We start from the raw sequence: 26,593 nt of genomic DNA on the forward strand, positions 1-26,593 counted from the left end.
AAGTAAATTCTCTAAAGCCGCTTCTGCCTTTAGGCAATGCCGTCCGCCCGCTACGGAGTCCAGTATGAATCGAGAGCCCAGCATCACCACCTATCTGCGCGCCTGCGCCGCCGCGCTCGCGATCTCGGTCGCCCCGGTCGGGATGGCCCACGCGGCCCAGTCGGACTCGGTGCCCGGTAATTGGTGGTTCTATATTCACAACGACAAGGCCACGGACTTGCAGGCCCTGTTGCGCAAGGGCGCCAATCCAAATGTGCTCTACAAGAACGGCCAGCCGGCCATTATGCGGGCCGTGGTGGATGGCGCTTGGAATGTATTCGACGTACTGGCGGCGGATCCGCGCACAGACCTCAATGCGGTGAATCCGGCTAACGAAACGGCTTTGATGTACCTCGCTGTCGCGGGCGACACGGAGCGCGCCCGTAAGCTGATCAACCGTGGTGCGCAGGTGAATCGCCTGGGATGGACGCCTTTGCACTACGCGGCGTCCAAGGGCCATATCGAGACGGCAAAGCTGCTACTGGCGCACAAAGCCATGGTCAATGCGCCGTCGCCGGAGGGCACCACCCCCATCATGATGGCGGCATTGTCTGGCAATCGGGAAATGGTGCAGCTGCTGATGGACGCGGGTGCCGACGTCACCACGCGCAACCTGAAAGGCCAGAACGCAGCCGATTGGGCCTACACGGCCAAGCAAGGCAAGCTGGGAGACGAGCTGACCAAGCTGATCGCTCAGGTCGAGCGCGCACGGATGGCGCAACGGGGCGGCGTGCCCGCAGCGAACGAACAAGAAGCCTCGGGCGGGGTTGCCGCGCCGCGCCAAGTCCCGGCAGCGTCGTCGTCGGCTATGAATCCTGCGGCCGAGGCCACTCAGGTGGAGGCGCCCAAACCCTCGTCCAACGCGGTGGGCGGCGTGACCGGCGTGCGATTGGGCACCTACGATTGATCGTCCACCCCTCGTTGTAGGGCTTGATGGCCCGCGGGCCGCAGGCAGCAGGTTTACCTGGCTGCCGTTCAACCGGGCAATGATTGACGTGATTTTCTGAGTGTCACGGCGTCGCACCGCAGCTTGCATCGCGATGCCGGGAGCCTGTGGGCGCCTCGCCATTTGCCCGCCCCGCCAATTGTTTCAAATATCCGCTTTACCGGTTGCTTTCTCATACACCCCGCGAGTAGCCGCGGCGGGAGGCGCACCGTAAGATAAAGGGAAAGGGATGGCCCAATAGCGAACGCGAGCGACCATCCCACAGGCGGCACAGACGAATAAACCGAAATATGTCCCCGTTTATTTTTTTTTAAAAATAATTAGGGACGGCTAATAATTCGTCGCTACAATCCTGTGAACCCTTCCTCGTTCGGAGTTCCTCTATGTCAGATCAGCCCTCCCACACATTGCCGTCATACTTGCAAGCCGAGCATCTCGGGCCATGGGGTATTTACCTGCAGCAGGTAGACCGGGTCACCCCTTACCTGGGTCCCTTGGCACGCTGGGTAGAGACGCTCAAGCGTCCCAAGCGGGCGCTGATCGTGGATGTGCCGATCGAACTGGATAACGGCACGATTGCCCACTTCGAGGGATATCGCGTCCAGCACAATACCTCTCGCGGCCCTGGCAAGGGCGGGGTGCGATTTCACCAAGACGTGACGCTGTCGGAAGTCATGGCGCTGGCGGCCTGGATGTCGATCAAGAACGCAGCGGTCAATCTGCCCTACGGCGGCGCGAAAGGCGGGATCCGCGTCGACCCCCGAATGCTGTCCCAAGCCGAAATCGAGCGTATGACGCGCCGCTACACGTCGGAAATCGGCGTCATCATCGGGCCCTCGAAGGATATCCCCGCGCCGGACGTGAACACGAACGCCCAAACCATGGCGTGGATGATGGATACCTACTCCATGAACGAGGGCGCGACGGCGACGGGCGTGGTAACCGGCAAGCCCATTGCCTTGGGCGGTAGTCTGGGCCGGGTCGAGGCCACGGGCCGGGGCGTGTTCGTGATTGCGTGCGAAGCCGCGCGCGACCGCAATATCGACCTCAACGGCGCTCGCGTGATTGTGCAAGGCTTCGGTAACGTGGGCGGCACCGCCGCGCGCCTGTTCCATGAGGTAGGCGCGAAGGTCATCGCCGTGCAGGACCACACGGGCACCGTGTACAACGCGGCCGGCCTGGATGTGCACAAGCTGCTGAATCATGTGTCGCAAAAAGGCGGCGTGGGCGGCTTTAGCGCGGGCGAGGCGCTCGCCAATGAGCGATTTTGGGAGCTGGAAACCGAATTCCTCGTCCCCGCCGCACTCGAAGGCCAGATCAACGAGAACAACGCCAGCAAGATCCGCGCAAAAATCGTGGTGGAAGGCGCAAACGGCCCGACAACGCCAATTGCCGACGACATCTTGCACGACAACGGCGTATACGTGGTCCCCGACGTACTCGCCAACGCCGGTGGCGTGACGGTCAGCTATTTCGAGTGGGTGCAGGATTTCTCGAGCTTCTTCTGGAGCGAGGACGAAATCAACAGCCGTCTTGAGCGCCTGATGCGCGAGGCCTATGCGGCCGTGGCGCAGGTCGCGAAAGAACACAAGGTGAGCCTGCGTACGGCCGCCTTTATCGTGGCGTGCACGCGGATTCTGCAAGCGCGTCAGGTGCGTGGCTTGTATCCCTGATCCGACGCGCTTGGGCCACGGCGACTAGGATAACTACCACCCGCCCATAAATTCTGGGCGCAGAATGCCATTAAGCTCCCCGTACGGTATGCGCAGTTCAGGTTGCCCATGCGAGTACGGGGCAATGGAGTAGGCGTCGTATTTCACGACCACACCGTCGCGCGTGAGCGCGAAATTGTCGCTTTCTTGGAATGGCCACATCCGGTTGTACGCCTGCGGGTCCTGCTGCGCGTCCGGGTTTTGCGCGAGCCAAGCTTGATGGGCGCGGCGCAACGCCTCGACGAACGCGGGATGTTGGCCCGGCAACAGCGCTTCATCTAGCGCGAGAACGCGTTCGCGGTCGCGCTGCCAGTTCAGGTATTGGGTCGCGGGGATGCCATGCGCCGCGCCGGTCAGGTATTGGCCAGTGTGCAGTTCGATGGCGATGATCTTGTCGCTGACGTCTTTGACCTCGGCTTTGAAGATCGTCACATCGCGCGGTTGTGCTGTCTGCCAGAAATACTGCGTGTATTCCGCCAGTGTCTGGTATGGGCGCGGGCGGTCTGGCTCAAGCCCTGTCATGTAGGCCAGCACATGGTCCACCAGTGGCGTGAGCTTCGGTATCTCCGGAAACGCCACGCTATCAATTTGGATAGTGGGACATTCCCCCTGGCAACCGGGCTTCGTGCCTTTCCACTCGATGCGTTCGACATTCAGGCCACTGACTTGTTGCTCGGCGCGGGCAGGCTCCGGGACGCCGGAAGGCAGGGAAATATTTGCCGGCGGCGAGCTCGCGCAGCCGGCGAGCAGCGCCAGAGCCAATATACCGGCGGGTGCGAGGAGACGATAGCGAAAAGGTGCAGTCATGGGCATAGGTCGTATCAGGGGACCTGAGCGGTCCATTGCTCGGTGGAAAACTTTTCCTCGGCCTGGGCCTGCGCTTTGGCCAGGGTGCTCGGCGATAGCGCAATGGGCGTCAGCGGCGCCAGGCTACGGAACGTCTGCAGCATGCGTTCAATAATTACGCTACGTTCCAATCCTGTCTGACTGCGCAGCGGATCGACGCGTTTTTTCGCGCTGGTGGTGCCTTTATCGGACAGTTTTTCCCGGCCAATACGCAGAACCTGCACCATTTTGTCGGCGTCAATGTCATAAGACATCGTGACATGATGGAGCACGGCGCCGGCACGGCGTGCCTGTGCCGCGCCGCCGATCTTGCCGCTCTCGGAAGCAATGTCGTTCAGCGGCTGATACCAGGCTTTGATCCCCAGGTCCTGCAGGGCCCGGATGACCCAGGCGTCGAGGTATTCATAGGATTCCTGGAACGTCATCCCTTGCACCAGCGCCTGCGGCACGCTCAGGGAATAGGTGATGGTATTACCCGGTTCGACGAACATCGCGCCACCGCCGCTGACCCGGCGTACTACCTTCACGCCATAGCGGGCGGCGCCTTCGGGATCGACTTCGTTCTTCAGTGATTGAAAACGGCCGATGATGACTGCGGGTTGCGACCATTCCCAGATGCGCAGGGTAGGGGGCCGCAATCCGGCGCCGACTTCGTCGGTGATGACCGCGTCCAGCGCCATGTGCAATTCAGGCGCCTGGGGCGCCTCGTGGATCAGTTCCCAGGGGTAATCGTTCCATGCAGTACGTTCGCTCATGCCAGCGCCCTCCGTACGGTGACGGCAACCGCCTCGGGTGAAAAGCCGAAGAGTTCCGCACCGCTGGGCAAGGCCCGCGCCACGGCGGCAGCGATGCTGGTTTCATCGCTTTCAGCGGGCAAGCCGCACAAACTTGCGTTGATATCGTCCAGCGCCTCGGGCGGCTCCAGGAAAAAATCGCCGCTCAAGCGCACATCGGCAAGCAAGCCGTCTTTCACTTCCAGGTCGACAACAACCAATTTGCCGCCGGGGACTTTGTATTCACCATGCATGGCGAGGAGGACTCCAGATTAAAGACTGCCAAGCTCGAGCTTCATACCTTCGTGCGAGGCCGTGAAACCCAAAGATTCGTAAAAGCGACGGGCGTCGCCGCGTTTTTTGTCGGTCGTAAGTTGAACCAGCCCGCAGCCGCGTTCACGGCATTGCGCAATGGCCCACTCGAACATCAAACGGCCGATGCCGCTGCCACGTTCGCCCGAAGCGATGCGCACACTCTCAATCTGGCCACGCCAGAGCCCACGACGTGACAGGCCGGGGATGAAGCTCAGTTGAAGGCAGCCGATGATATGGCCATAGCGCTCGGCCACGGCCAAAAACTGGTTCGGGTCGCGGTCAATCGCTTCGAACGCCAAGACATAGCAGGACACGGCTGGCATCGAGGCATCCTCGCGCTCGCGGCCGAGGACGTCGTCGGCCAATAGGGTGACCAGCGTGTCCAAATCGTCGCGCCGAGCGCGTCGGAAGTGTAGGGGAGCGGTGTCGGGCATATCGGGAGACGTTAAAAAAATCATGACGGGACGCCCGGGATCAGCGCTGCCGAAGCGGGGGGTACGACAGCAAAGGGCGCGGCACGGGCTACTGCACCGGCTTACTCTGCGGCCTTGCAAGCGGCTAGTATGTCGCTTCTAAGCGATGCCGGCTTATCTGTTGGCGCATAGCGCTTGATCACTTGGCCATCCCGACCGACGAGGAATTTCGTGAAATTCCATTTGATCGCCTCGGTGCCGAGCACCCCCGGTTTTTCACCCTTTAACCAACGGTACAGGGGATGCGCGTTCGGCCCGTTCACTTCGATCTTCGCGTGCATGGGAAACGTGACCCCATACTGCGTGGAGCAGAACTGCTGGATTTGCGATTCGTCACCCGGCTCTTGATGACCGAATTGATCGCAGGGGAATCCCAGCACCGAAAATCCGTCAGCTCCCAGCTCGCGCTGCAATTCTTCCAAGCCGGCGTACTGAGGCGTAAACCCGCATTTAGACGCGACGTTCACCACCAGCAGCACCTGGCCACGATACGCCTCAAGCGAGCGTGCATGGCCCCGAATGTCCGTGACGGAAAAGTCATAGATGTTGGTCATGGTGGGCTCCTGTGATGTCGCATACGGGGCGGTGTAAACCTCAAGGAGTGTAACGCTACCTGCATGTTCCCGTGGATGAATACGTGATTGAACGACCGTGCACACCGACGCGTCGCTACACCGCGCCCGATGAAACTAGGTAATCACCAGACACGCGGACATCCTCGTGGAACTAGCATGGCAGTCCACGCGCGAAATAAGGAGGTGGCGCGTTTCACCTATCCTTTGAGAGAATTGCTCATGTGTGCCCTTGGCTTTTGCTAGGGGCCGCCCGTAAAAGGAGACGTCGATGAGCCCGGAAGACCTATCAGGCGCCAACAACGCACAGAGCGTTTTACAGACGCTGTGGCGGGACATGGCACTGCCCGATGAGGCTTTAACGCACATCCAACTGACAGGCAAGGATCCGGTATTTCCTTCGTCTTTCGCGGTGGGGGCAGCTGCCCAGGTCACCATGGCAGCCGCGGCGCTGGCTGCGGCCGAAATCGGTTTTCTGCGCGGCGGCGCCAGACAGCGCGTCGCGGTCGATATGCTGGCTGCGGCGCAGGAGTGCCGCAGTTATTTCCGAATCGGCGGCGTCGAGCAGGAAATTCACGACAAAATTACCGGCGTCTACCGTTGTGGGGATGGCGGCTGGGTGCGTATCCATGCCAACTTTGCGCATCACCGGGACGGGGCGCTGGCTTTGCTGGGCTGTCCCACCGGGCCGGGCACCTCGAAAGAGGCGGTGACGCACGCGCTCGCGCGATGGACTGCCTTGGATTTCGAGCAGGCGGCAGCCGAAGCCGGCCTGGTCGTCGCGGCGATGCGCACGTTTGATGAATGGGACGCGCACCCGCAAGGCATCGCGCTGGCCAGTCAACCGCTGATATCGATCACCAAGATAGCGGATGCCGATCCGTTACCCTGGCCACAAGAAACGCCCGATACGCGCCCGTTGCAAGGCATCCGGGTGCTCGATTTAACGCGGATAATCGCCGGACCCGTCTGCGGGCGGGCGCTCGCGGCCTATGGTGCGGACGTCATGCTCGTCAATTCACCGCATCTGCCAAACATCGACACCATCGCGGAAACAAGCCGGGGCAAACTTTCGGTCCACGTGGATTTGCGTACCGGAACAGGTCAATCGACGTTACGCCAACTGCTCAAGGACGCGCGCGTGTTTGTGCAGGGTTACAGGCCCGGCGGACTCGAGGAGCTGGGTTTTGGCGCGGCCGAGGCGGCAAAACAACGTCCTGGCATTGTTTATGTGACGTTGTCCGCCTATGGCGAGCACGGCCCCTGGTCGGGACGGCGCGGATTCGATTCGCTGGTGCAGACGGCCTCGGGGTTTAACCACGCCGAGGGGCTGGCGGCAGGGATTGATGGTCCTCGCGCGCTGCCCATGCAGATTTTGGATCATGCCTCTGGCTACCTCATGGCTTTCGGGACTCAGGTTGCATTGATGCGCCAGGCGGCGCAGGGCGGTAGCTGGCATGTGCGTGTCTCGCTGGCGCGGACGGCACGCTGGCTGCGTTCGCTTGGTAGGGTCGAGGGCGGGCTCGCCTGCGCCATGCCCAGTGTGGACGACTATCTCGAAACGACGCCCTCAGGTTTCGGTGATTTGACTGCCGTGCGCCACGCGGCCCGGTTCGCGGACACGCCTGCCGCTTGGACGCGACCGTCGATGCCACCGGGGTCGCACCCGCCCGTGTGGCCAGAATCCTGAGGATGGGACGAGCAGGTGTCACGCAAGGGCGCCGGTTGGTAGACTCTGGCTTTTGGTCTAGGAAGAAATTCGTATGTCAGCGACGATTTATCACAATCCGCGGTGCAGCACCTCTCGCAACGCGCTGCAGATGATCCGCGATGCCGGGATCGAGCCCACCGTGATCGAGTACCTGAAAGATCCGCCGTCGCGCGACACGCTCGCGGGCATGATCAAGCAGGCGGGCCTGAGCGTGCGTGAAGCGGTGCGTACGAAGGAATCGCTCTATCAGGAACTCGGGCTGGACGCGCCGGGCGTAACCGACGATCAGTTGCTGGATGCGATGATTGAAAACCCGATCCTGATCAACCGGCCTTTTGTGGTCACGGAGAAGGGCACGCGCCTCGGCAGGCCGGTGGAGGTGGTGAAAGACATTCTGCCCTGAACGACGACGGCCGCGTTCTGCGTGCCGTCGCGACGATGAGCGGGCCTGGCCCGCTACGTCCATTAATTCCAGCGACCGCTGGCACCGCCCAGACTAAAGCGGCCCGCGCCCATAAAGAGCACCGCCAGCGCGCTGAACAGGAACATGCCCTGTAGCTCCAGCGCCCAGCCCCCCTGGCCCGTCAGGCTGGTCAGTTGCCCCATATGCGCAAGCAGGATGGCAAAAATCATATTGACCACGATGATTAGCGCACCCAGGCGACTGAACAGCCCCAATATAACGAGCAGCGGGCCCACAATTTCGCCGACGTAGGCGCCATAAGCCAGTACTGATGGCAGACCGTGCGAGCTCAACATGCCGGCGATGCCACCGACGCCGCTCGATAATTTGAACAGCCCGTGCATGAGCACCAGAATACCCACGCTAAGGCGCACAATCAGCTTGCCGGTGTCGTCAGATTTCATGTTGTCGGGCTCGGTGGAATTGTTGGAATGATCGCCCCGAAATCATCTAGGAGAGAGGCGACGAGTGCGGCCATTATTGCAAATTTTTCTCGTTTGACAATACAGGTTTCACCGCACGGCGGTCGCGAGGGCGTTGTGCGTGCTTGGCTCGGGGGCTGATCATGCCGCTTTAACACGGCTACCCAGCGAATCAGCACATCATGAGGTCGCCGGGAACATCAATATCCCGCAGAATGCCCGGATCGTCGCATTCGACTTCCTTGACGCCGTAGCGCTGCAGTAGGGCTTTGGCGCCCGCGTCGCCCTGCAGTTCAGCCAAATCAGAGAAGTAGCTCGCGCCAAACACGACGGGATGTCCGCGACGCCCCTGGTAGACCGGCACAACGATACGGGTTGCCTCGGCATGGTCTAGCAGCGTGCGAATGGTGTCAGTCCGCACCCAGGGCATATCTGCCAGCGCGACCACGCACGCCGAGATTTCGAGGCCATCCTTGTGCCGCGCTATCCAATGCGCGGCCGCCGCGGCGAGCGAAATGCCCATCCCGCGTGGCGAGTCGGCGACATGCACGAGCTCGCAGCCCAGTTCAGCGAGTAAGTCGGCCAGGCCAGCAGGCCGTCCAGCCACTACCGCGACGCTCTGCGGCACGGCACGCAGTAAAGACTGCGCGCTAGCCTGAGCGACACGCCGCCCGTCGGGCATAGCTGCCAGAAGCTTATGCGTCGTGGTGGGCAGCCGTCCTGTCGATGCCGCCGTAAATCGTTCGCCCAATCCGGCGGCAAGCAGGATTCCAACGAACATCGATTTAGCAGGCGCGGCGGTGAGTGTCATATCGGCAGCACTGAGCATGGGGCGCAAAGCTTAGGCGGCGGACCCAAACGCGTCAAGCACGCGCCGGGCAGCTTCTATCCGGCATGCGACTTGCTGAATGTCGGGAACGTCGCCAGCCGGCGCCGTCGCAACGGCAATAGCGCCACAGAACATCAGGAGATCGAAATCATGAACCGAATCGTACACAGTGGGTTGAGTGTGTTGTTGGCATTTGGCTTGGTCGGCGCTGCCAGTGCACAAACCACGCAAAGCGAAGCACCCGCCGGTGGCAAGACAGAGACGCCCACCGGTGCACAAACGGGTACGCTACCAGGTGGCCAGACGGGCGCTCAGCCCACCGGCGCGGCCGGCGCACAGACCCCGACGACCCCGCAGCCGAGCGAATCGGTGAGCAAATTGGACAGCGCCGACCGGCAATTTCTGAATGACGCCGCGCAATCCGGTGCGCTAGAGATCGAGGGCAGCAAGCTCGCCCTCGAAAAGAGCCAGAACGCCCAGGTCAAAGAGTTCGCGCAAAAGATGATCGACGACCATACCAAGGTTTCGCAAAAACTCGCGGAACTGGCTAAGAGCAAGGGCTATGAGCCGCCCAACGAGCCTTCGCTAATGCAGAAGGCTAAGCTCAAGGCGTTGAGCATGCGCGATGAAGGATTTGACGAAGCTTACGCCAATGAGATCGGCGTGGACGCGCATGAGGATGCGGTCAAACTGTTCGAAAAATCCGCGCAGGATGTCAAAGATCCCGAGGTCAAGCAATTTGCCACGGAGACGCTGCCTAGCCTGAAGATGCACTTGGAGGCGGCTCAAGCGCTGCAGAAAAGCGTAGTGCCGGCCAAGAAGCAGTAACGCTTAGGCGCCTGACGCACCCGCGGCTGATCTTACCGTGCTCGCTGACGCCAAGGGCTTAGTTGCCGTCATCTCTCCGCATCTGGACGACGCCGTGTTCAGTTGCGGAGATTTGCTCGCGCATACTGCGAACGCCACTGTCGTGACGGTATGCACGGGGCTACCCGACGATCCAATGCGCCTGACGGACTGGGATCGCGATTGTGGGTTTGCATCGGCCAGCGAGGCCATGGCAGAACGCTTGCAAGAGAACCGACGAGCGCTGGCGATTCTCGGGTGCGATGGGCAAGAGTTGGGGTTGCCAGACAGCCAGTATGTCAGCGATTGGCAGCCCCATATGGAACCATTGCGGCAGACGCTGATAGATGTGCTGCAAGCGCTGCAGCCCCAGCGCGTGGTCATGCCGCTAGGGTTATTTCATGACGATCATGTGCGGGTCTCCAATACCCTGTTGTCATTGATCGAAGCGTTTCCCGCCAGAGAGTGGCTGGCATATGAGGACATCCCGTATCGCGCGAGAGCCCGACTGGTCGAAGAGCGATTGTTCGAGATCCGGGCTCGCGGTGTGTACGTTCATCGTGGACCCGCGCCCGCGCGGTCCCAACAGAAGGTTGAAGCCGTCTTGGCTTATCGCAGCCAGCTCGCCGGATTTGGCCGACGACCCGACGACTTGGCGCGCCCTGAGGGCTATTGGGCACTGGCACTAAATGAGGAGGCCAAGTGATGCTTGCCGACGAAGCCTACGCGACCCGCGTGACCATAGTGGTACTGACCTATAACCGCAAGGAAGATCTCTGCGCCACGCTCGCGCGCCTGACACGGCTGCGTGATGGCGCATCGCTCCCTTATCGGATCATTGTGGTGGACAACGCCAGCACGGACGGAACCGGCGAGCGCGTCCATGCCGAATATCCTCATGTCGAAGTCGTGCGTGCGCCGAGCAACTTGGGCGCCGCCGGGCGAAACATGGGAGTGGCGCGCGTGCGCACTCCCTACGTCGCATTCTGCGACGACGACACGGCGTGGCAAGGCAGCTCGCTCAGCATTGCCGCACATATTCTGGACGCGCATCCCGTCATCACCGTATTGAACGCACGTATCGTGGTCGGAGAGGACGCGCGTAGCGACCCTGCTTGCGACATGATGGCCGCGAGTCCGCTGCGCTCTTTTGAAGGCGTCGGTCCTGAGCTGATCGGCTTTATGGCGGGTGCATGCGTGATGCGTACCGAGGCATTTCGGCAGGCGGGAGGCTATTGGCCGCCGTTTTTTATCGGTGGCGAGGAAGCGCTGTTGGCATTGGACATCATGGAGCAGGGCGGTCGCATCGTGTTCGCGCCAAACGTGGTGACGCACCATCGTCCATCGCGTCTGCGCGATGAGCGTCAACGGCGTAGCCTCACGGCGAGAAACGATATCTGGACAGCATGGTTGAGATTTCCAGCGCGCATGGCGCTGCGCCGAAGTCTTCAAGTGTTCGCCAAGTGCGCGTCTTGGTTAGACCGTCTGCGGCTGGCGCGTGATGTCTTGGCGGGAGCGTGGCTGGTGGCGCGTTACCGGCGAGTCCTCAGCCAGCCGGTCTGCCGCAGTGTAGAAGAGGTGTGGAACGAAGAATCCGCGCCCACGCTGCGGCACACCGTGTACACGCGATGAATAGCCCGACGGATCCCGATGCAGGCGCCAAGAGCGCCGATGTCGGGTCTACCGGCTTTGCACGTAAAGAGGTGACGCGCACCATCTTGCGGGCGCTGTGGGAGTACCGGGCGCGCACTGGCGCGGCGGTGGCGCTCCTCGTGGTGGCCAAGCTGCTGATGGTGCTGGTGCCATTCCTGCTGAAGTCCATTGTCGATCAACTCAGTGAACCCGGCTTGCTGGTGCTGCCGGTGTTTTTGCTCTTGGGCTACGCGGTCATTCGCTTTGGCGGCACCCTGTTTACCGAATTGCGCGACGTTGTGTTTGCGCGCGTCGTACAACGCGCGGTGGCCGACTTTACGCTGCGCGTCTTCGAGCAGCTGCAACGGCTGGGTGCACGATTTCATGGCACGCGGCAAACGGGCAAGCTCGCCCGGGATGTGGAGCGCGGGACAGCAGGGATAGGCTTCTTGTTGGGCACTGCGCTTTTTACGTTGTTGCCCACGCTGGTCGAGATGGTGTCCGTGGTGGTCATACTGGTGCTGAGCTATAGCGCCTGGTTTGCCGCGGTGATGGCCGCGACCTTTGCCGGTTATTTCGCGTACACCGTCATCATGGTGCGCAAGCGCATCGTGTTTCAGCGGCAGATGAACGATCTGGACTCGCGAGCGAGCGGGCGCATCGTTGATAGCTTATTGAATTACGAGGCCGTCAAGCTCAATGCGAATGAAGCCCTCGAGACGCGCAGACTGAGTGGGGTACTGGGTCAGTGGGTAGACGTAGGCATTCGCAATCAGCTGGCCCTGTCGCGTCTGCATGTTGGCCAGAGCGCCGTGATCGCCTGCGGCGTTGCGACGGTCATGTTGCTAGCCGGGCAGCATGTGGTCGATGCGCGCATGACGGTAGGCGATTTGGTACTGGTAAATGCCTACATCATCCAAGTGTGCTTGCCGCTAAACACCCTGGGCTTGATTTTCCGCCAGGCAAAGGAGGCGTTCGTCAACGCGGAGCGGGTTTGCGATCTACTGCGCATGCCCCCCGAAACCGGCGACGACGAGGCCTTGCCTGGCTTAGATCCAGGCGCAGGCGAGATCCGTTTCGAGGGCGTGAACTTTGGCTATGAGCCCGGGCGACAAGTGTTATGGGATATAGACTTGACCGTGCCAGCGGGTTCCACCGTCGCGGTGGTGGGCGGCAGCGGTTCGGGCAAGTCCACACTGGCCCGACTACTGTTTCGCTTCTATGACCCCACGGCGGGTTCCATCCGAATCAATGGTCAGGACCTGCGGCAGGTGAATGTGCGCAGCATTCGCAAGTCTCTGGGCATCGTGCCGCAGGACACGGTCCTTTTTAACGAGACGATTGCGTACAACATCGCGTATAGCGCACCGGGCGCCACACGCGAACAAATTATTCAGGCCGCTCGCGGTGCGCGCATGGACGATTTCATCGAGAGTCTGCCGGCGGGCTACGAGACGCCGGTCGGCGAACGCGGGATCATGCTGTCTGGCGGCGAGCGGCAACGCATCGCCATCGCGCGTGCGATTCTCAAGAACCCCGCGATCATGGTGTTTGACGAAGCGACCTCGGCGCTGGACACCCGCACCGAGCGCGCGATACAGGCGGAATTGGAACGTCTTTCGCGTGGCCGCACGACCTTGATTATTGCGCACCGGCTTTCGACCATTGTTCATGCCGACAATATCGTCGTGATGGATCGCGGCCGCATCGTCGAACAAGGACGCCACGAGGATCTGCTCGAGCGCGACGGTATGTATGCGCAAATGTGGACCCTGCAGCGACGCCAATCCGAGCTGGAAGAGCGACAGGATCGTTATACCCGTCAACCGGTCAATCTGGTCACGCTCGTGGCAGGCGTGCTCGATGCCATTCGCGAGCTGGCAGCAGAGTGCGGGGTTAATCTATATACGACGGTGGGCGCGGAGGCAGCGCGCATCACCGGCGACCCGAGCCGTTTACAACAGCTCGTCTGGGATTTATGCGCGCATGCCATCGCCGTCACGCCAGCGGGCGGCCGAATCGAAATCCGGTTACAGCGTCATGGACCGATGGCACATCTGGCGGTCACGGACGGCCGTAGTGACATGGCGTCAAGCCCGCCGTTACACGCGCCCGACGCGATCCAGCAGGCCGCTAACTTGGATCCCGCGCAACTCGCCGCGCAGGTCCAGCGTCAAGGGGGGACCTTCAATCTCGCCCCGGCCTCCGCGGGGGGAATGGTGCTGTCTGCGGACTTTCCGATCCGTGCGATCGAACCCCATCCCAAACGGCAGGATAGCCTCAGATCCGATTTGCAGGGTGTCAAAGTGATGTTGATCGACGACCAAGACGAAGCGCGCGAGGTCGTCGCGGAGGTGCTGCGCGATAGCGGCGCGACGATCGCAGCGTACGGCGGCGGCGCGAAGGCGCTGGCGGCGTTTCAGGCGATGCCCACGGATCAATGGCCGGATGTGTTGGTGTGCGATTTGTCGATGGCCGATATGGATGGCTACGAAGTCGTCGCAAGGTTGCGTGCGCTGGAAGCCGAACGCGGCGCGACGCTGGCCCACCGATTGCCCGCCATTGCGCTATCGGGCTTCGCAGAGCCGGAATTCCGACTTCGTACCTTGCTGGCGGGCTTTCAGGTGCACCTGGCCAAACCCGTGAACGCGCCCGAATTACTGGCCACCATCAGCGCGCTCTTGCCGGCCGGATCGGCGGCGCGCTCGGATGTAACTAAGCATTAGAGCGGGGGATTGTTCATCCCGTCGTACTTACCGGAGAAGTAAGAAGTGCCGCATCACCTTTGAAAACGCGATGCGTCGCCCACGGCCGGCGCGGCACGCGACTTGCTTTGCATCAGGGCACCGGCGCATGTCACTTGCCACGCGCTAGGTCTAAACGGAGCTTTCTTATGAGAAAAATCGCCCTGATCAGCGAGCACGCGTCCCCGCTTGCTTGCGCCGGCAGCGTCGATAGCGGTGGACAAAACGTTTATGTGGCCCAAGTCGCGCGCCAATTGGCGCGCGCGGGCGTTCAGGTCGACGTCTTCACGCGCAAAGACAATCCTCTATTGCCCGAGGAGCAGCCTTGGGGCGATGGCATCAAGATCGTCCACGTTCCCGCCGGCCCGGCGTCTTTCCTTCCCAAAGAGCAGATGCTGCCCTATATGGAAGACTTCAGCACTTACATGCAGCGTTACTTTGCGCGGCAAGTGCGCTCTTACGACGTCATTCACGCGAACTTCTTTATGTCAGGGCTGGCCGCGCTGCCCGTGGCCCAGCGACATGGCGTCCCGCTGGTGGTGACGTTCCACGCCCTGGGCAAGGTCCGCCGCCAATACCAGCAAGAAGCGGATCAATTCCCAGACAGCCGTTTCGCCATCGAAGAGGAAATCGTCCGTCATGCGGACTGCATCATCGCCGAATGTCCGCAAGATCGTCGCGACCTGATTGAACTGTATGCCGCCGACCCGCGTCGCATCGAGATAGTGCCTTGTGGCTATGATGCCAGCGAAATGAAGCCCTTGCCCAAGCAAGCGATGCGCGCGCAGCTGGGATTGGACGACGATGTGTTTACCATGCTGCAGCTCGGCCGCATGGTGCCCCGCAAAGGCGTCGATAACGTCATCCGATCGCTGGCCCGTCTGCGCCACGTGCATGGGATCAACGCCCGTCTGCTGGTCGTGGGTGGAAACTCCGAAGAGCCATGCGAGCGAGCCACACCGGAGATCGGCCGTTTGCGCCAGATCGCCGAAGCAGAAGGCGTGACGCCGTGGGTACAGTTCGTCGGGCGCCGCAATCGCACCGATCTCTCGAAGTACTACAGCGCGAGCGATGTCTTCGTGACCACCCCGTGGTATGAGCCCTTTGGGATCACCCCCGTGGAAGCCATGGCGTGCGGACTGCCGGTCATCGGATCCGATACGGGCGGCATTCGTACGACGGTGGTCGACGGCAAGACGGGCTTCCTCGTCCCCGCGCAGGACCCTGATCGCCTTGGAGAAAAACTCGCACAGCTGGCATCGAACCACGTCCTGCGTGAGCGCATGGGCAGAGCAGGGCGCTTGCGCGCAAAACGCCTCTACACCTGGCAGCGTGTGGGGCAGGATCTTCTGTCTGTCTATCAACGCATGGGGGTCGGCGTCACCAATGTGGCTCGCCCCTCCGCGCAAATCGCAGCTTAAAGGAGTCTCAACATGCACGATTTCGAAACGCTGGAAGGCCGGGTGGTGCTGGTGACGGGAGGCGGCAGCGGCCTGGGCGCGGCGATATGTGAAATGTTGGCAAAAGAGGGCGCCAAAGTCGCACTTGCCGACATTCATGAACAACGTGCACAAACCGCGGCGCAGCGTCTGCGCGACGAAGGCGCGAACATCATGCCTTGCAGTATGGACGTGGGCGTGGCCGACGATGTGCGCCGCACGATGGAAGCGGTCGTCGCGCAATTCGGCAAGCTCGATGCGATCGTCAACAATGCGGGCATCGATGTGACCGCGCCGATTGATGAACTCGACACCGACGTGTGGGAGCGTGTGCTGCGCACCAATCTCACGGGTCCGTTTCTGATGGCCAAGCTGGGTAAGGACCACCTCAGTCCCGGAGGCCATATCGTCAACATCGCCTCGACGGCTGCCCGTCGTGCGTGGCCCAACGCTAGCGCCTATCACGCCAGCAAGTGGGGATTGATGGGTCTGTCGCACGCGTTGCACGCGGAGCTACGGGGCAAGGGCCTGAAAGTCAGCGCCGTTGTGGCTGGGGGTATGCGCACGCCGTTTCTGCTCGATCGCTTCCCGGACATTGACGCCAGCACCCTGCAGGATCCGGCCAACGTAGCGCGCGCCGTGCGCTTTGTGCTGACGCAACCGCCCGAAACTGTCGTGCCGGAAGTCATGGTCTTACCCATGAAGGAGACATCATGGCCTTGAGGCCGGCCGTGTTTCTGGATAAGGACGGCACGATCTTGCGTGATGTTCCTTATAACGTGGACCCGGCGCGTATGGAGTATGCGCCCCATGCCCGTGACGCGTTGGCGTGCCTGGGCGCCGCGAACATCCCGCTCGTGGTGATCAGCAATCAAGCGGGCGTGGCACGCGGGTACTTCTCCGCTGATGCCTTAGGGCCAGTCCACGAGCGGCTGGGAGAGATGTTCACGCAAGCGGGCGCAAAGCTACACGGGTTTTATTGGTGCCCGCATGACCCCGCTGGCGTCGTGACCGAGTACGCCTTGAATTGTGATTGCCGCAAGCCGCAACCCGGTTTGGTCCTGCGCGCCGCTCGCGAATTGAACATCGATCTGGACGCGTCCTGGTTCATCGGTGACATCTTGGACGATGTGCAAGCCGGTCATCTGGCTGGTTGCCGCAGCGTGCTGCTGGACGTTGGCAACGAGACAGAGTGGCGCATGGGTCCGGGGCGCGAGCCAGACCGCTGTGCGGGCGATCTGCACACAGCGGCTCGAATGGTGCTCGCCGCGATGGCCGCCACGATAGCGGCGGAGGAAGCCTGAAGATGTCCTGGGACTGGAGCGAAGTTGAACATGTGCTTTGCATCCGGCTAGACAATATGGGGGATGTTTTGATGTGCACCCCCGCCATGCGTGCCTTGCGCGTGGCTGGCGCGAAACACTTGACGCTATTGACATCAGAGGCCGGCGCCCGCCTAGCGCCTCATATCCCCGAGGCCGATACCGCCATCGCCTACGACCCGGCATGGGTAAAAAACACTTCGATCGGGAATCACGCCGACTTGGAAATCATCGAGCGCCTGCGCCGCGCACGTCCCGATGCCGCAGTCATTTTCACAACCTATAGTCAAAGTCCCTTGCCTGCGGCGCTGATGTGCCATCTAGCCGGCATACCGCGTGTGCTCGCGCACTGCCGCGAAAACCCTTATCGCCTTATCTCCGATTGGGTAAAGGAAACCGAACCTGCCACCGAGATCCGCCACGAAGTTCAGCGCCAACTAGACCTCGTGAATCATGTTGGGGCGCAGTGCGACGATACCCGGATGTCGTTCCATGTTGACGACGCGGATCGGATTTCCTTGCGGCGCAAATTGATATCGCGCGGCATCCACGAAACAGGCGGCTGGATTTGTGTGCATGCAGGCGCAACGGCCGCATCGCGCCGATATCCGGCCGAAATGCTGATGCAAGCGTTGATTGGCCTGCGTGGGGAAGGGCGCCGCATTCTGTTGCTGGGCGGGCACGAGGATCCTGCGCTGAGCCAGGCGTTAGAGCGCAGTCGTGCGATGCTGCCTGGGCTTACCGATTTATCCGGCCAACTCACTCTGGGTGAACTGGGTGCTGTGTTAGAAGCCGCCGGAGTCATGATCTGCAACAACAGCGGCCCGGCCCATCTGTCGGCTGCGCTCGGGGTGCCCGTGGTGGATATGTACGCGCTGACTAACCCGCAACACACGCCATGGCGAACGCAGGCGCGAGTTCTATATCAGGACGTCCCGTGCAAATACTGCTATCGCAGCGTATGCGAGCAAGGGCATCACGCATGCCTCACCGGCGTTGCGCCGCAACAAGTCACCGCTGCGGCACGGGAGTTGCTTAACTTGGACGGGCATTCGCCTGCCCAAGCACCCTGCCCACAGGAGATTTCATGCTTACCCTAGGAATCAATGCCGCCTATCATGATTGCGCGGCCGCGCTGGTGCGGGACGGGCACGTCATCGCTGCCGCCGAGGAAGAGCGATTTACCCGTATCAAACACGGTAAGCGTCCGGTTCCCTTCACGACCTGGCAGTTGCCGTACCATGCCATTGATTACTGTCTCGCTGAGGCGGGTGTGCGCATGCGCGATGTAGACCATATCGTCTACTCGTATAACCCCAAACTCCTCATGCCGGCGGGCAATATGGAGCCGGAGGTCGTACTGCCACTCGAGCCCTCCAAGGCCGGTTTCGGCCCGAACGGGGAGTCGCCTTGGGACGCGTTATTTTTATCCTACCTGGTGAATGCGCCGCGGCAGCTGCTGGATGGCTTGCCGCATCATTTGACCTCTGCCAGATGGGAGGGGTTGTCGCTGCAACACATCACGGACCGATGGGTCAATCTCGATCACCATCTGTCGCACGAGGCCAGCGCATTCCTCGCCGCTCCTTTCGAAGACACGGCGGTGCTCACGCTCGATGGACGCGGTGAACGGACTACCACCAGCTACGGCCACTTTCACGAGGGCCGGTATCAACGCATCAAGCAGATCGATCTGCCGCATTCACTCGGGTTGCTTTACGAGGAGGTCACGCGGTATCTGGGCTTTCTGCATTCTTCGGACGAATACAAGGTCATGGCGTTGGCCTCCTATGGCAAGCCGATCTATCGCGATCAGTTCCGCGAGATTTTGACCTTGGATGAAGAAGGCGGGTACGCGTTGCATCCCGCAAAGCTGATAGAACGTTTCGGTCCAGCGCGTCGGCGGGGCGAACCCTTTACCGAGCAACATCAAAACATCGCAAGCTCGTTGCAGTATGTGCTGGAAGAGACCGCCTTGCATATGGCCCAATGGCTGCATCGTGAAACCGGCTCGTCCAACCTGTCGATGGCGGGCGGGGTAGCGTTGAACTGCGTAATGAACGCCAGAATCGCGCGCGATGGGCCGTTCGAAAAAGTCTGGGTGCAGCCGGCGGCCGGCGATGCAGGCACCGCGCTAGGCGCGGCGCTCTATGTCGACTATCAACGCCGTGCGGGCCCACGCAACTGGACGATGGAACATGCTTATCTGGGCCCCGCATTCTCTGACGAGGAAATCGAACGCTTCCTCGATCAATCGCACCTGAACTATCGCAAACTCGAGAACGTGGCCGACGAGGCGGCGGAGTTATTGGCCGATAACAAGGTCCTGGGGTGGTTCCAAGGACGTATGGAGTTTGGACCGCGTGCGCTGGGCGCGCGCTCGATCTTGGCCTCCCCCATCGACAGCTCCATGCAAGCGCGGCTGAACGGCCTGAAAGACCGCGAAGATTTCCGCCCGGTCGCGCCGGTGGTGATGGAGGAGCGCGCGGTGCAATGGTTCGATGGACGCGGGGCGGCCTCGATCTGTGCGCCGTTCATGCTGTTTGTCTACGACGTATTGCCGCATCGCGCGCAGCAGATCCCGGCCGTGCGTCATATCGACGGCACCGCTCGCGTGCAAACGATCCGCCGCGATCAGAACGAACGCTATTACGACCTGCTCGCCGCGTTCGAGCAGCGTACTGGCGTACCCGTCTTGGTGAACACCTCGTTCAACACGCGTGGCGAACCGGTCGTATGTACGCCCCGCGATGCGGTCGAGAGTTTCTGGAGTTCGCCGTTAGACGCGCTCGTGATTGGCTCTTATTTGGTTGAAAAGCCGCGATGAACGCTGTGCCCGTGCCTCTCGTTTCCGTGGTGGTGCCGACCTATCGGCGCATGGATCTCCTGACGCGCTGTCTGGAGGCACTTTCTGCGCAGCACTTTCCACGCGACAGTTTCGAGATCATCGTCTGTGACGACGGCTGCCACGACACCACGCGGCGGCTCGTCGATGAGTGGCCCCGGCACCACCCGAGTGCACCACGCATGCGCTACATTGCGGTAGCGGATACACAGGGGCCCGCGGGTGCGCGAAACCGCGGCTGGCAGGCCGCACACGGCGAGATCATCGCGTTCACTGACGACGACACCATCCCGGCTCCCGACTGGCTTGGACAGGGGCTGCAGGCCATGACCGCCGGCGTGGCCGCTGTGACGGGCGTCACCGAGATGCCGTTGCCGAATCCGCCCACCGATTATGAGCGTGACGCGGCTGGCCTGACGCGATCGGAATTCATCACCGCCAACCTGTTCGTGCGCCGCTCCGCGTTAGTCGATGTGGGCGGCTTCGACACGCGCTACACGATGGCGTGGCGCGAGGATTCGGACCTGCACTTCGCCTTGCTGAAGCACGGCTATCGCATCGAGCGAGCACCGGCGGCGCGCGTGCTGCATCCCGTGCGGCCGTTCGGCTTTGCAGCAGGGCTCGGCATGCAGAAGAAGGTGATGTTCGACATGTTGCTGCGTCGCAAATATCCGGATTTGTACCACGCGCATATTCGCAAACACTTGCCGCGCTTTTACTTGTGCGTGACGGCAGCCTTTGTCTCGGCAGTATTGCTGGCGCTGCTAGGGCATCTGCGTATCGCCAGCATTGCGGGAGGAATCTGGGCGGTACTGACCGGATGGTTTTTCTATAAACGGCTGCAGGGCACCCGGCATACCCTGCGCGACGTGGCGGACTTGCTCATTACTTCGGTGTGCATACCGGTGCTATCGATCACCTGGCGCGTCGTCGGCCTCATTCGATTCCAGCGAGGCACAGTATGACCGCCGTGCTCGATCCGGCTCGTCCGCCCGAGCGCATCGCGGTGTTTCGGGCATTACAACTTGGCGACATGCTTTGCTCGGTGCCGGCGTTTCGTGCCTTGCGTCGGGCGTTTCCCCAAGCTCGTATCGCTTTAGTGGGGCTAGCGGGAGCGAGGGAATTCGTTCAACGGTTTAGCGCCTATATCGATGAGCTGCTGGAATTCCCTGGCATCTCTGCCTTTCCAGAGCAGGCGGCGAATGAGGCCGCCTTGCCCGAGTTCTACCGACGCATGCGCGATTGGCGGGCGGATGTCGCCATCCAACTGCATGGGAGCGGCCAGCAATCGAACCCGATCGTGGAGCAGTTCGGTGCGGATCGTTGGGTGGGTTTCGTGCCGCGGGCGTCTGATGAGATGCCCGGCGCACGTATGCTTTGGCCGGACACGCTGCCAGAGATCGAACGCTATCTCGCTCTATTGCGATACGCAGGTTTGGACGATGCGAACGAGTCGGGCTTGGAGTTTCCGTGCAGCGAGGCCGACCAAGCCGAAGCGACGCGTCTGCTAGACGAACACAGCCTCGATCCAGATAAGATCGTGTTGATTCACGCAGGGGCGCGGCTCGCATCCCGCCGTTGGCCCATCAGCCGGTTTTCCGCCGTCGCACGAGGTCTTTATCAAGAAGGTTGGCGCGTGGCTTTGACCGGCACAGCCGGCGAGCGAGATATGGTACATGCGCTGCGGCAGCAGGCCGCGGTACCGGTCGCGGACTTGTCGGGTCGCACCCACTTGGGCAGCATGGCCGCGCTGGTGCGAACCAGCCGTCTTCTTGTCTGCAATGACACAGGCGTCTCTCACATCGCCGCCGCCATGAAAACCCCCAGCGTGGTCGTGGCCTGCGGGAGTGATACGCGACGTTGGGCCCCGCTCGATCGCCGCCGTCATCGGGTGTTGGCCGCCGAGGTTCCCTGTCGGCCCTGCGCCTACGAGACCTGCCCGTTTGGCCATCCTTGTGCACTCGCCGTGTCGGCCGCAGAAGTCCACGCAGCCGCGCGCGCCCAGTTGCAATTCATCGAGAGGACAGCATGAATGCGCAACCCGATGTCCCTCAGCCCGCGCGCCGGCTACGCGTTCTGACTTGGCATGTCCACGGCAACTATTTATATGCCCTGCATCATGTGCCTCACGACTTCATCGTCCCGGGCCTATCCCATTCGGCTCCCGGATACGGTGCGCTGGGCCGGCGCATTCCATGGGCCCCTAATCTGACCCAGGTGCCGGCCAGCTCACTGGCCGAGATGGAGTTCGACTGCGTCCTGTATCAGCACAAACAAAACCTCGCGGACGCCCAATTACTGCTGACAGATCGTCAACGCGCGCTGCCCAGCATTTACCTCGAACACAATCCCCCCGAGCCGCACCCCACCGATACTCGGCATCCGTTCACGCATGCGCGTGGCATGCTCGTGCATGTGACGCCATTCAATGCAGTGATGTGGGACAGTGGTGATATGCCCTTGCGTGTGGTCGAACATGGCGTGCCCGTTCCGCAAGCGCGTTACGACGGAAGCCTGCAGCGCGGCATCGTGGTGGCCAATCATCTTGCCCGACGCGGGCGCCGCATCGGACGCGATATTTTCGAGCAGGTCAGGCTCAAGACGCCACTGGACTTGATCGGCATGGATGCGGAAAGCCTGGGCGGCATCGGCGAGATCTCGAACATGGAAGTCGCCGCCTTTATCTCGCGTTACCGATACTTCTTCAGCCCTATCCGGTACGCGAGCCTGAGCTTGTCCTTAATCGAGGCCATGCTGTGCGGCCTGCCTATCGTCGGCTTTGCTACCACTGAGCTGCCCACGGTCATCACCAATGGAAAGGAAGGGTACGTAGATACCCGAGTAGAGCGCCTGATCGAAGTCGCACGCCAGCTTAATGAAGACCCCGCGCTGGCACGCACATGGGGTGAGGCTGCGCGCGAAACGGCGCTGCGACGTTTTGGAATGGACCGGTTCGTCAGAGACTGGATCAATGTGTTCGACACACTAATGGAGCAGGCATGATGGACAGCATACATAGCGATGACAAGGCAGGGCGCGCGCTGGTTGCGGGCGGGGCTGGCTTTTTAGGTTCCCACCTCTGCGCGCGCTTACTCCGGGACGGATGGGAAGTCATTTGCCTCGACAACTTTCAGACAGGCCGCGCCAGCAATCTCGCTACGCTGGCATCGCACCCGATGCTTACCGTCATGCGTCATGACGTGGTGGACCCGATCCCAGACCTTCAGGTATCACGCATCTATCATCTGGCTTGCCCGGCATCGCCCGTACATTATCAAGCCGACCCGCTGCGTACGCTGCGAACCTGCGTGCTGGGCACCATCCAAATGCTGGAACTGGCAAAACGCGTCGGCGCGCGTCTGCTGCAGGCATCCACCAGCGAAGTCTACGGTGATCCTCTGCAGCATCCGCAACAAGAACAGTACTGGGGTCATGTGAACCCTGTCGGCCCACGAGCCTGCTACGACGAAGGCAAGCGCTGTGCGGAAACGATCTGCACCGAGTACGCGCACACCGAGGGCGTAGAGGTGAAAATCGCGCGCATCTTTAACACCTATGGTCCAAACATGTCGCCCAACGACGGGCGGGTCGTATCGAACTTTATTGTCCAAGCGCTGGCGGGTCAGCCACTGACCGTCTACGGCGACGGCACACAGACCCGTTCGTTCTGTTATGTCGATGACCTGATTGACGGCCTGGTGCGGCTCATGGAAAGCCCTTCGGCCATGGCGCAGCCCATTAACCTTGGCAATCCGGCCGAGCTATCAATGTTGGAGATTGCCGATCTGGTGCGGGCTTGCACCGGGGCGCAAGTTCCCATAGTTTTCCGTGATCTGCCCGTGGACGATCCCGCCCATCGCTGCCCCGATATTTCGTTGGCCCAACAATACCTGGACTGGACGCCGAAGGTGCCGCCAAGAGAGGGCATTGCTCGTACGGCGGAATATTTCGCACAGGAATCCCAGGCCAGTCCCGAGCGCGAGTCACAGGCAATGGCCGCGTTCATGCAGACAAAGAGGGGCGGAAGAAGGCAGGGCAGGGCGCGGGTGGTCTAGCGCCTCGATAGGCTGCACCACTGCACGCAAGGCACCGGTTGCGGCTCGATCCGCAAACTACGCATGTCTGCGGTGATTGGAGCGAGACGCCCGCTATGCCCAGTGCGTTTGCCAGGATTAACGAAAGCGCAGATTCTCTCGCGACAGCTCGGACACAGACCTGCAGCCCATAAGCTTCATCGCCCGCTCGATTTCATTGCGCAGTTGGCCCAGGGCGCGCTCCACGCCCGGCTGGCCCGCGGCGGCAAGGGGGAATAGATAGTATCGGCCAACACCCACCGCCTTCGCGCCAAGCGATAACGCTTTCAGGACATGCGTGCCGCGCTGAATGCCTCCGTCCATCATGACGTCGATACGGTCACCGACCGCGTCGACAATTTCCGCGAGTTGGTCGAACCCGGATCGGGAACCATCGAGCTGCCGGCCGCCATGGTTGGACAGAATGATCCCGGTACATCCGATATCCACCGCCCGGCGTGCATCTTCAACAGACATGATGCCTTTTAAGCAGAACTGTCCGTCCCATTCTCGAACCATTTGCGCGACATCGTCCCAGGTCATCGCGGGGTCGAGCATTTCCGTGAAATAGCGGCCGATGGACATCGCGCTGCCGCTCATATCCACATGCTCCTCCAGTTGCGGCAGACGGAAGCGCTCGTGCGTCACGTAGTTCCATGCCCACGATGGCTTCATCGCGAACTGCGTCAACCCCGCCACGTTCAGCCGGAACGGGATCGAAAAGCCCGTGCGTAAATCGCGCTCACGGTTGCCGCCTGTGATGCTGTCTACGGTCAGCATCATGACATTCACGCCAGCCGTCTTGGCGCGTTGCATCATCGCGCGGTTCAGGCCCCGATCCTTATGGAAATAAAACTGATAGACCTGCGGCCCGGAATATTGCTTGCGGATCGCTTCCAGGCTGACCGTACCCAGCGAGGACACACCGAACATCGTCCCGAACTTCGTAGCCGCCGCGGCGACAGCATGCTCGCCCTGATGGTGAAACAGTCGCTGCAGCGCCGTGGGCGAGCAGTACACCGGCATGGCGAGTTTCTGCCCCATGACGGTGACCGACAAATCTACATCCTGCACACCGCGCAACACGTTGGGCACAAGGTCGCAACGCTCGAAACTTTCCGCATTGCGCCTCAACGTGACTTCGTCATCGGCGGCGCCGTCTATGTAGTTGAAAATCGGCCCCGGCAGCCGGCGTTTTGCCAGCGTGCGGAAGTCATGAAAATTCAGGCAGTTTTTCAGACGCATGTTGGGGGATGTCTCCAGCGGCCGGCTTACGGGCTCACACTTTGTCTTTACGCATCCGCGCGAGGAATCGATCCAAACGCCCGATGGCATCGGTCAGATCGTCGGCATTTGGCAAAAATACCATACGGAAGTGGTCATGATGGGGCCAATTAAAGCCCGTTCCTTGCACGATAAGCACGCGTTCCTGGTCCAGCAGTGTATACGCGAACTGCTGGTCGTCGGTAATGGGATACACCGCCGGGTCCAGGCGCGGGAACAAATACAGCGCGCCCTTGGGCTTCATGACACTCACGCCGGGAATCTGGGTCAGCAGATCGTAAGCCAGATCGCGTTGACGGCGCAGCCGCCCGTTAGGGCCGACGAGTTCGTTAATACTCTGGTACCCACCCAGCGCGGTCTGGATCGCCAATTGGCCAGGCGTGTTCGAACACAGACGCAACGACGCGAGCATGTTCAGCCCTTCGATATAACCCTGTGCCAGCCGTTTGTCGCCCGACACCACCATCCAGCCCGCGCGGTATCCGCACGAGCGATAGTTCTTCGAAAGGCCATTGAACGTCAAAATCAGCACATCGTCAGCCAGCGAGGCCATGCTGACGTGGACATGATCGTCATAAATCGTCTTGTCGTAAATCTCATCCGACAAAATGACGAGATTATGTTCACGCGCTACCTGGATGATGTCTAGCAGCACCTCGCGCGGATAGAGCGCGCCGGTCGGATTATTCGGGTTGATCACGACGATACCGCGCGTGCGCGGCGTGATCTTGGCACGAATATCCTCGATGTCCGGCATCCAGTCCGAGCCTTCGTCGCACAGGTAATGTACCGGACGCCCGCCAGACAGCCCGGTGACGGCCGTGTACAGCGGGAAATCAGGGGAGGGGATCAACAGCTCGTCGCCGTCGTTGAGCAGGGCGTTGATGCTCATCGAAATGAGCTCGGACGCGCCATTGCCCAGATAGACGTCATTGACATCGACGCCCATGACACCTTTGCTCTGCATGTAATGCACGACGGCCTTGCGCGGTGCGAACAGGCCCTTGCTATCCGTATAGCCCGCCACGTCGGCAACATTACGAATGATGTCCTGAATAATCTCGTCGGGCGGTTGAATTCCGAAGGCCGCCACGTTACCGATATTGAGCTTGATGATGCGCTGGCCGGCTTCCTCCATCTCGCGCGCTCGGTCCAGGACGGGACCACGAATGTCGTATGCAACATTATTGAGCTTGGAGGATTTGTCGATGGTTTTCACGCGGATGATTCCAGAGAGAGACTCGCGCGAAATCATACACCTTTGGCTGGCGAGACCGAATTCGCAGAGGCGAACTTGGAGAGACGCT

26 protein-coding genes are annotated in these 26,593 nt (G+C 61.1%); 17 read left to right on the plus strand and 9 right to left on the minus strand.

Annotated features, from left to right (window positions below; translation table 11 throughout):
- Positions 1-64: 64 nt before the first annotated feature.
- Both GOQ25_RS16715 and GOQ25_RS16720 read left to right on the plus strand, forming a co-directional pair.
- Positions 65-946: an ankyrin repeat domain-containing protein gene (locus GOQ25_RS16715; RefSeq protein WP_370519973.1), complete on the plus strand. Its 882-nt coding sequence runs from the start codon at positions 65-67 to the stop codon at positions 944-946.
- Between the two features lie 422 nt (positions 947-1,368).
- Entirely contained in the window at positions 1,369-2,658 is a 1,290-nt protein-coding gene (locus tag GOQ25_RS16720; RefSeq protein WP_160351610.1) for a Glu/Leu/Phe/Val dehydrogenase, read from the plus strand.
- Between the two features lie 33 nt (positions 2,659-2,691).
- Here GOQ25_RS16720 and GOQ25_RS16725 read toward each other — a convergent pair whose 3' ends face one another.
- The 5 genes from GOQ25_RS16725 to GOQ25_RS16745 form a co-directional block, all read right to left on the minus strand.
- A complete protein-coding gene (locus GOQ25_RS16725) occupies positions 2,692-3,504 on the minus strand; it encodes an RsiV family protein (RefSeq protein ID WP_160351611.1) in 813 nt (270 codons plus the stop codon).
- 14 nt (positions 3,505-3,518) lie between these two features.
- Positions 3,519-4,298, minus strand: a complete 780-nt coding sequence (locus GOQ25_RS16730; protein ID WP_160351612.1) for a biotin/lipoate A/B protein ligase family protein — start codon at positions 4,296-4,298, stop codon at positions 3,519-3,521.
- Positions 4,295-4,570, minus strand: a complete 276-nt coding sequence (locus GOQ25_RS16735) for a lipoate protein ligase C-terminal domain-containing protein (RefSeq protein ID WP_160351613.1) — start codon at positions 4,568-4,570, stop codon at positions 4,295-4,297. Before GOQ25_RS16735 ends, GOQ25_RS16730 begins: the two co-directional genes overlap by 4 nt.
- Before the next feature lie 18 nt (positions 4,571-4,588).
- Positions 4,589-5,065: a GNAT family N-acetyltransferase gene (locus tag GOQ25_RS16740; protein ID WP_160351766.1), complete on the minus strand. Its 477-nt coding sequence runs from the start codon at positions 5,063-5,065 to the stop codon at positions 4,589-4,591.
- A 101-nt stretch (positions 5,066-5,166) separates the two neighbouring features.
- A complete protein-coding gene (locus GOQ25_RS16745) occupies positions 5,167-5,658 on the minus strand; it encodes a glutathione peroxidase (RefSeq protein WP_160351614.1) in 492 nt (163 codons plus the stop codon).
- A 289-nt stretch (positions 5,659-5,947) separates the two neighbouring features.
- Here GOQ25_RS16745 and GOQ25_RS16750 point away from each other — a divergent pair, with 289 nt between their 5' ends.
- Together GOQ25_RS16750 and arsC are read left to right on the plus strand one after the other, a co-directional pair.
- On the plus strand, positions 5,948-7,366 hold the full coding sequence (locus GOQ25_RS16750; protein WP_160351615.1) for a CoA transferase: 1,419 nt from the start codon (positions 5,948-5,950) through the stop codon (positions 7,364-7,366).
- Between the two features lie 73 nt (positions 7,367-7,439).
- Positions 7,440-7,790, plus strand: coding sequence for an arsenate reductase (glutaredoxin) (arsC, locus tag GOQ25_RS16755; protein ID WP_160351616.1), 351 nt, complete (start codon positions 7,440-7,442; stop codon positions 7,788-7,790).
- A gap of 62 nt (positions 7,791-7,852) precedes the next feature.
- Here arsC and GOQ25_RS16760 read toward each other — a convergent pair whose 3' ends face one another.
- Both GOQ25_RS16760 and GOQ25_RS16765 read right to left on the minus strand, forming a co-directional pair.
- The gene (locus GOQ25_RS16760; RefSeq protein WP_160351617.1) at positions 7,853-8,254 is read right to left on the minus strand and encodes a DoxX family protein; all 402 of its coding nucleotides are present in this window, start codon (positions 8,252-8,254) and stop codon (positions 7,853-7,855) included.
- A 190-nt stretch (positions 8,255-8,444) separates the two neighbouring features.
- The gene (locus GOQ25_RS16765) at positions 8,445-9,083 is read right to left on the minus strand and encodes an NTP transferase domain-containing protein (protein ID WP_160351618.1); all 639 of its coding nucleotides are present in this window, start codon (positions 9,081-9,083) and stop codon (positions 8,445-8,447) included.
- 168 nt (positions 9,084-9,251) lie between these two features.
- Between GOQ25_RS16765 and GOQ25_RS16770 the strand changes: the two genes are divergently transcribed.
- The 13 genes from GOQ25_RS16770 (at position 9,252) to GOQ25_RS16830 (ending at position 23,984) form a co-directional block, all read left to right on the plus strand.
- Positions 9,252-9,929 carry a DUF4142 domain-containing protein gene (locus tag GOQ25_RS16770; RefSeq protein WP_160351619.1) on the plus strand — a complete coding sequence of 226 codons (678 nt, stop codon included), beginning with the start codon at positions 9,252-9,254 and terminating at the stop codon, positions 9,927-9,929.
- 37 nt (positions 9,930-9,966) lie between these two features.
- Positions 9,967-10,653, plus strand: coding sequence for a PIG-L family deacetylase (locus tag GOQ25_RS16775; RefSeq protein ID WP_160351620.1), 687 nt, complete (start codon positions 9,967-9,969; stop codon positions 10,651-10,653).
- On the plus strand, positions 10,653-11,579 hold the full coding sequence (locus GOQ25_RS16780) for a glycosyltransferase family 2 protein (protein WP_202109514.1): 927 nt from the start codon (positions 10,653-10,655) through the stop codon (positions 11,577-11,579). Before GOQ25_RS16775 ends, GOQ25_RS16780 begins: the two co-directional genes overlap by 1 nt.
- Positions 11,576-14,305 carry an ATP-binding cassette domain-containing protein gene (locus tag GOQ25_RS16785; RefSeq protein ID WP_160351621.1) on the plus strand — a complete coding sequence of 910 codons (2,730 nt, stop codon included), beginning with the start codon at positions 11,576-11,578 and terminating at the stop codon, positions 14,303-14,305. Before GOQ25_RS16780 ends, GOQ25_RS16785 begins: the two co-directional genes overlap by 4 nt.
- Before the next feature lie 167 nt (positions 14,306-14,472).
- Positions 14,473-15,744, plus strand: a complete 1,272-nt coding sequence (locus tag GOQ25_RS16790) for a glycosyltransferase family 1 protein (protein WP_160351622.1) — start codon at positions 14,473-14,475, stop codon at positions 15,742-15,744.
- Positions 15,745-15,756: 12 nt separating this feature from the next.
- Positions 15,757-16,485 (plus strand): SDR family oxidoreductase, encoded by a 729-nt coding sequence (locus tag GOQ25_RS16795; RefSeq protein WP_160351623.1) that lies wholly within the window; start codon positions 15,757-15,759, stop codon positions 16,483-16,485.
- Positions 16,476-17,066, plus strand: coding sequence for an HAD-IIIA family hydrolase (locus GOQ25_RS16800; protein ID WP_160351624.1), 591 nt, complete (start codon positions 16,476-16,478; stop codon positions 17,064-17,066). The genes GOQ25_RS16795 and GOQ25_RS16800 overlap by 10 nt, the downstream gene beginning before the upstream one ends.
- Positions 17,067-17,068: 2 nt before the next feature.
- On the plus strand, positions 17,069-18,184 hold the full coding sequence (locus tag GOQ25_RS16805) for a glycosyltransferase family 9 protein (protein WP_160351625.1): 1,116 nt from the start codon (positions 17,069-17,071) through the stop codon (positions 18,182-18,184).
- Positions 18,172-19,911: a carbamoyltransferase C-terminal domain-containing protein gene (locus tag GOQ25_RS16810; protein WP_160351626.1), complete on the plus strand. Its 1,740-nt coding sequence runs from the start codon at positions 18,172-18,174 to the stop codon at positions 19,909-19,911. Before GOQ25_RS16805 ends, GOQ25_RS16810 begins: the two co-directional genes overlap by 13 nt.
- Positions 19,908-20,894, plus strand: coding sequence for a glycosyltransferase family 2 protein (locus tag GOQ25_RS16815; protein ID WP_160351627.1), 987 nt, complete (start codon positions 19,908-19,910; stop codon positions 20,892-20,894). Before GOQ25_RS16810 ends, GOQ25_RS16815 begins: the two co-directional genes overlap by 4 nt.
- Entirely contained in the window at positions 20,891-21,961 is a 1,071-nt protein-coding gene (locus tag GOQ25_RS16820) for a glycosyltransferase family 9 protein (protein WP_160351628.1), read from the plus strand. Before GOQ25_RS16815 ends, GOQ25_RS16820 begins: the two co-directional genes overlap by 4 nt.
- On the plus strand, positions 21,958-22,932 hold the full coding sequence (locus GOQ25_RS16825) for a glycosyltransferase (protein ID WP_160351629.1): 975 nt from the start codon (positions 21,958-21,960) through the stop codon (positions 22,930-22,932). The genes GOQ25_RS16820 and GOQ25_RS16825 overlap by 4 nt, the downstream gene beginning before the upstream one ends.
- Complete coding sequence (locus tag GOQ25_RS16830) at positions 22,929-23,984, plus strand: UDP-glucuronic acid decarboxylase family protein (RefSeq protein WP_160351630.1); 1,056 nt, start codon at positions 22,929-22,931, stop codon at positions 23,982-23,984. Before GOQ25_RS16825 ends, GOQ25_RS16830 begins: the two co-directional genes overlap by 4 nt.
- 117 nt (positions 23,985-24,101) lie before the next feature.
- Here the strand turns inward: GOQ25_RS16830 and GOQ25_RS16835 are convergent, their stop codons facing one another.
- Positions 24,102-25,247, minus strand: a complete 1,146-nt coding sequence (locus tag GOQ25_RS16835; RefSeq protein ID WP_160351631.1) for an alpha-hydroxy acid oxidase — start codon at positions 25,245-25,247, stop codon at positions 24,102-24,104.
- 34 nt (positions 25,248-25,281) lie between these two features.
- Positions 25,282-26,505, minus strand: coding sequence for a pyridoxal phosphate-dependent aminotransferase (locus tag GOQ25_RS16840; RefSeq protein WP_160351632.1), 1,224 nt, complete (start codon positions 26,503-26,505; stop codon positions 25,282-25,284).
- Positions 26,506-26,593 lie beyond the last annotated feature (88 nt).

The sequence above is a fragment of the Bordetella sp. 15P40C-2 genome (genome assembly GCF_009763235.1).
GTDB lineage: Bacteria > Pseudomonadota > Gammaproteobacteria > Burkholderiales > Burkholderiaceae_B > Bordetella_A.

Excerpts from the sequence above, each read along its gene's own strand:
- GOQ25_RS16715 (WP_370519973.1), top strand. The coding sequence starts at position 65 with ATGAATCGAGAGCCCAGCATCACCACCTATCTGCGCGCCTGCGCCGCC.
- GOQ25_RS16720 (WP_160351610.1), top strand. The coding sequence starts at position 1,369 with ATGTCAGATCAGCCCTCCCACACATTGCCGTCATACTTGCAAGCCGAG.
- GOQ25_RS16725 (WP_160351611.1), bottom strand. The coding sequence starts at position 3,504 with ATGACTGCACCTTTTCGCTATCGTCTCCTCGCACCCGCCGGTATATTG.
- GOQ25_RS16730 (WP_160351612.1), bottom strand. The coding sequence starts at position 4,298 with ATGAGCGAACGTACTGCATGGAACGATTACCCCTGGGAACTGATCCAC.
- GOQ25_RS16735 (WP_160351613.1), bottom strand. The coding sequence starts at position 4,570 with ATGCATGGTGAATACAAAGTCCCCGGCGGCAAATTGGTTGTTGTCGAC.
- GOQ25_RS16740 (WP_160351766.1), bottom strand. The coding sequence starts at position 5,065 with ATGCCCGACACCGCTCCCCTACACTTCCGACGCGCTCGGCGCGACGAT.
- GOQ25_RS16745 (WP_160351614.1), bottom strand. The coding sequence starts at position 5,658 with ATGACCAACATCTATGACTTTTCCGTCACGGACATTCGGGGCCATGCA.
- GOQ25_RS16750 (WP_160351615.1), top strand. The coding sequence starts at position 5,948 with ATGAGCCCGGAAGACCTATCAGGCGCCAACAACGCACAGAGCGTTTTA.
- arsC (WP_160351616.1), top strand. The coding sequence starts at position 7,440 with ATGTCAGCGACGATTTATCACAATCCGCGGTGCAGCACCTCTCGCAAC.
- GOQ25_RS16760 (WP_160351617.1), bottom strand. The coding sequence starts at position 8,254 with ATGAAATCTGACGACACCGGCAAGCTGATTGTGCGCCTTAGCGTGGGT.
- GOQ25_RS16765 (WP_160351618.1), bottom strand. The coding sequence starts at position 9,083 with ATGACACTCACCGCCGCGCCTGCTAAATCGATGTTCGTTGGAATCCTG.
- GOQ25_RS16770 (WP_160351619.1), top strand. The coding sequence starts at position 9,252 with ATGAACCGAATCGTACACAGTGGGTTGAGTGTGTTGTTGGCATTTGGC.
- GOQ25_RS16780 (WP_202109514.1), top strand. The coding sequence starts at position 10,653 with ATGCTTGCCGACGAAGCCTACGCGACCCGCGTGACCATAGTGGTACTG.
- GOQ25_RS16785 (WP_160351621.1), top strand. The coding sequence starts at position 11,576 with ATGAATAGCCCGACGGATCCCGATGCAGGCGCCAAGAGCGCCGATGTC.
- GOQ25_RS16790 (WP_160351622.1), top strand. The coding sequence starts at position 14,473 with ATGAGAAAAATCGCCCTGATCAGCGAGCACGCGTCCCCGCTTGCTTGC.
- GOQ25_RS16795 (WP_160351623.1), top strand. The coding sequence starts at position 15,757 with ATGCACGATTTCGAAACGCTGGAAGGCCGGGTGGTGCTGGTGACGGGA.
- GOQ25_RS16800 (WP_160351624.1), top strand. The coding sequence starts at position 16,476 with ATGGCCTTGAGGCCGGCCGTGTTTCTGGATAAGGACGGCACGATCTTG.
- GOQ25_RS16805 (WP_160351625.1), top strand. The coding sequence starts at position 17,069 with ATGTCCTGGGACTGGAGCGAAGTTGAACATGTGCTTTGCATCCGGCTA.
- GOQ25_RS16810 (WP_160351626.1), top strand. The coding sequence starts at position 18,172 with ATGCTTACCCTAGGAATCAATGCCGCCTATCATGATTGCGCGGCCGCG.
- GOQ25_RS16815 (WP_160351627.1), top strand. The coding sequence starts at position 19,908 with ATGAACGCTGTGCCCGTGCCTCTCGTTTCCGTGGTGGTGCCGACCTAT.
- GOQ25_RS16820 (WP_160351628.1), top strand. The coding sequence starts at position 20,891 with ATGACCGCCGTGCTCGATCCGGCTCGTCCGCCCGAGCGCATCGCGGTG.
- GOQ25_RS16825 (WP_160351629.1), top strand. The coding sequence starts at position 21,958 with ATGAATGCGCAACCCGATGTCCCTCAGCCCGCGCGCCGGCTACGCGTT.
- GOQ25_RS16830 (WP_160351630.1), top strand. The coding sequence starts at position 22,929 with ATGATGGACAGCATACATAGCGATGACAAGGCAGGGCGCGCGCTGGTT.
- GOQ25_RS16835 (WP_160351631.1), bottom strand. The coding sequence starts at position 25,247 with ATGCGTCTGAAAAACTGCCTGAATTTTCATGACTTCCGCACGCTGGCA.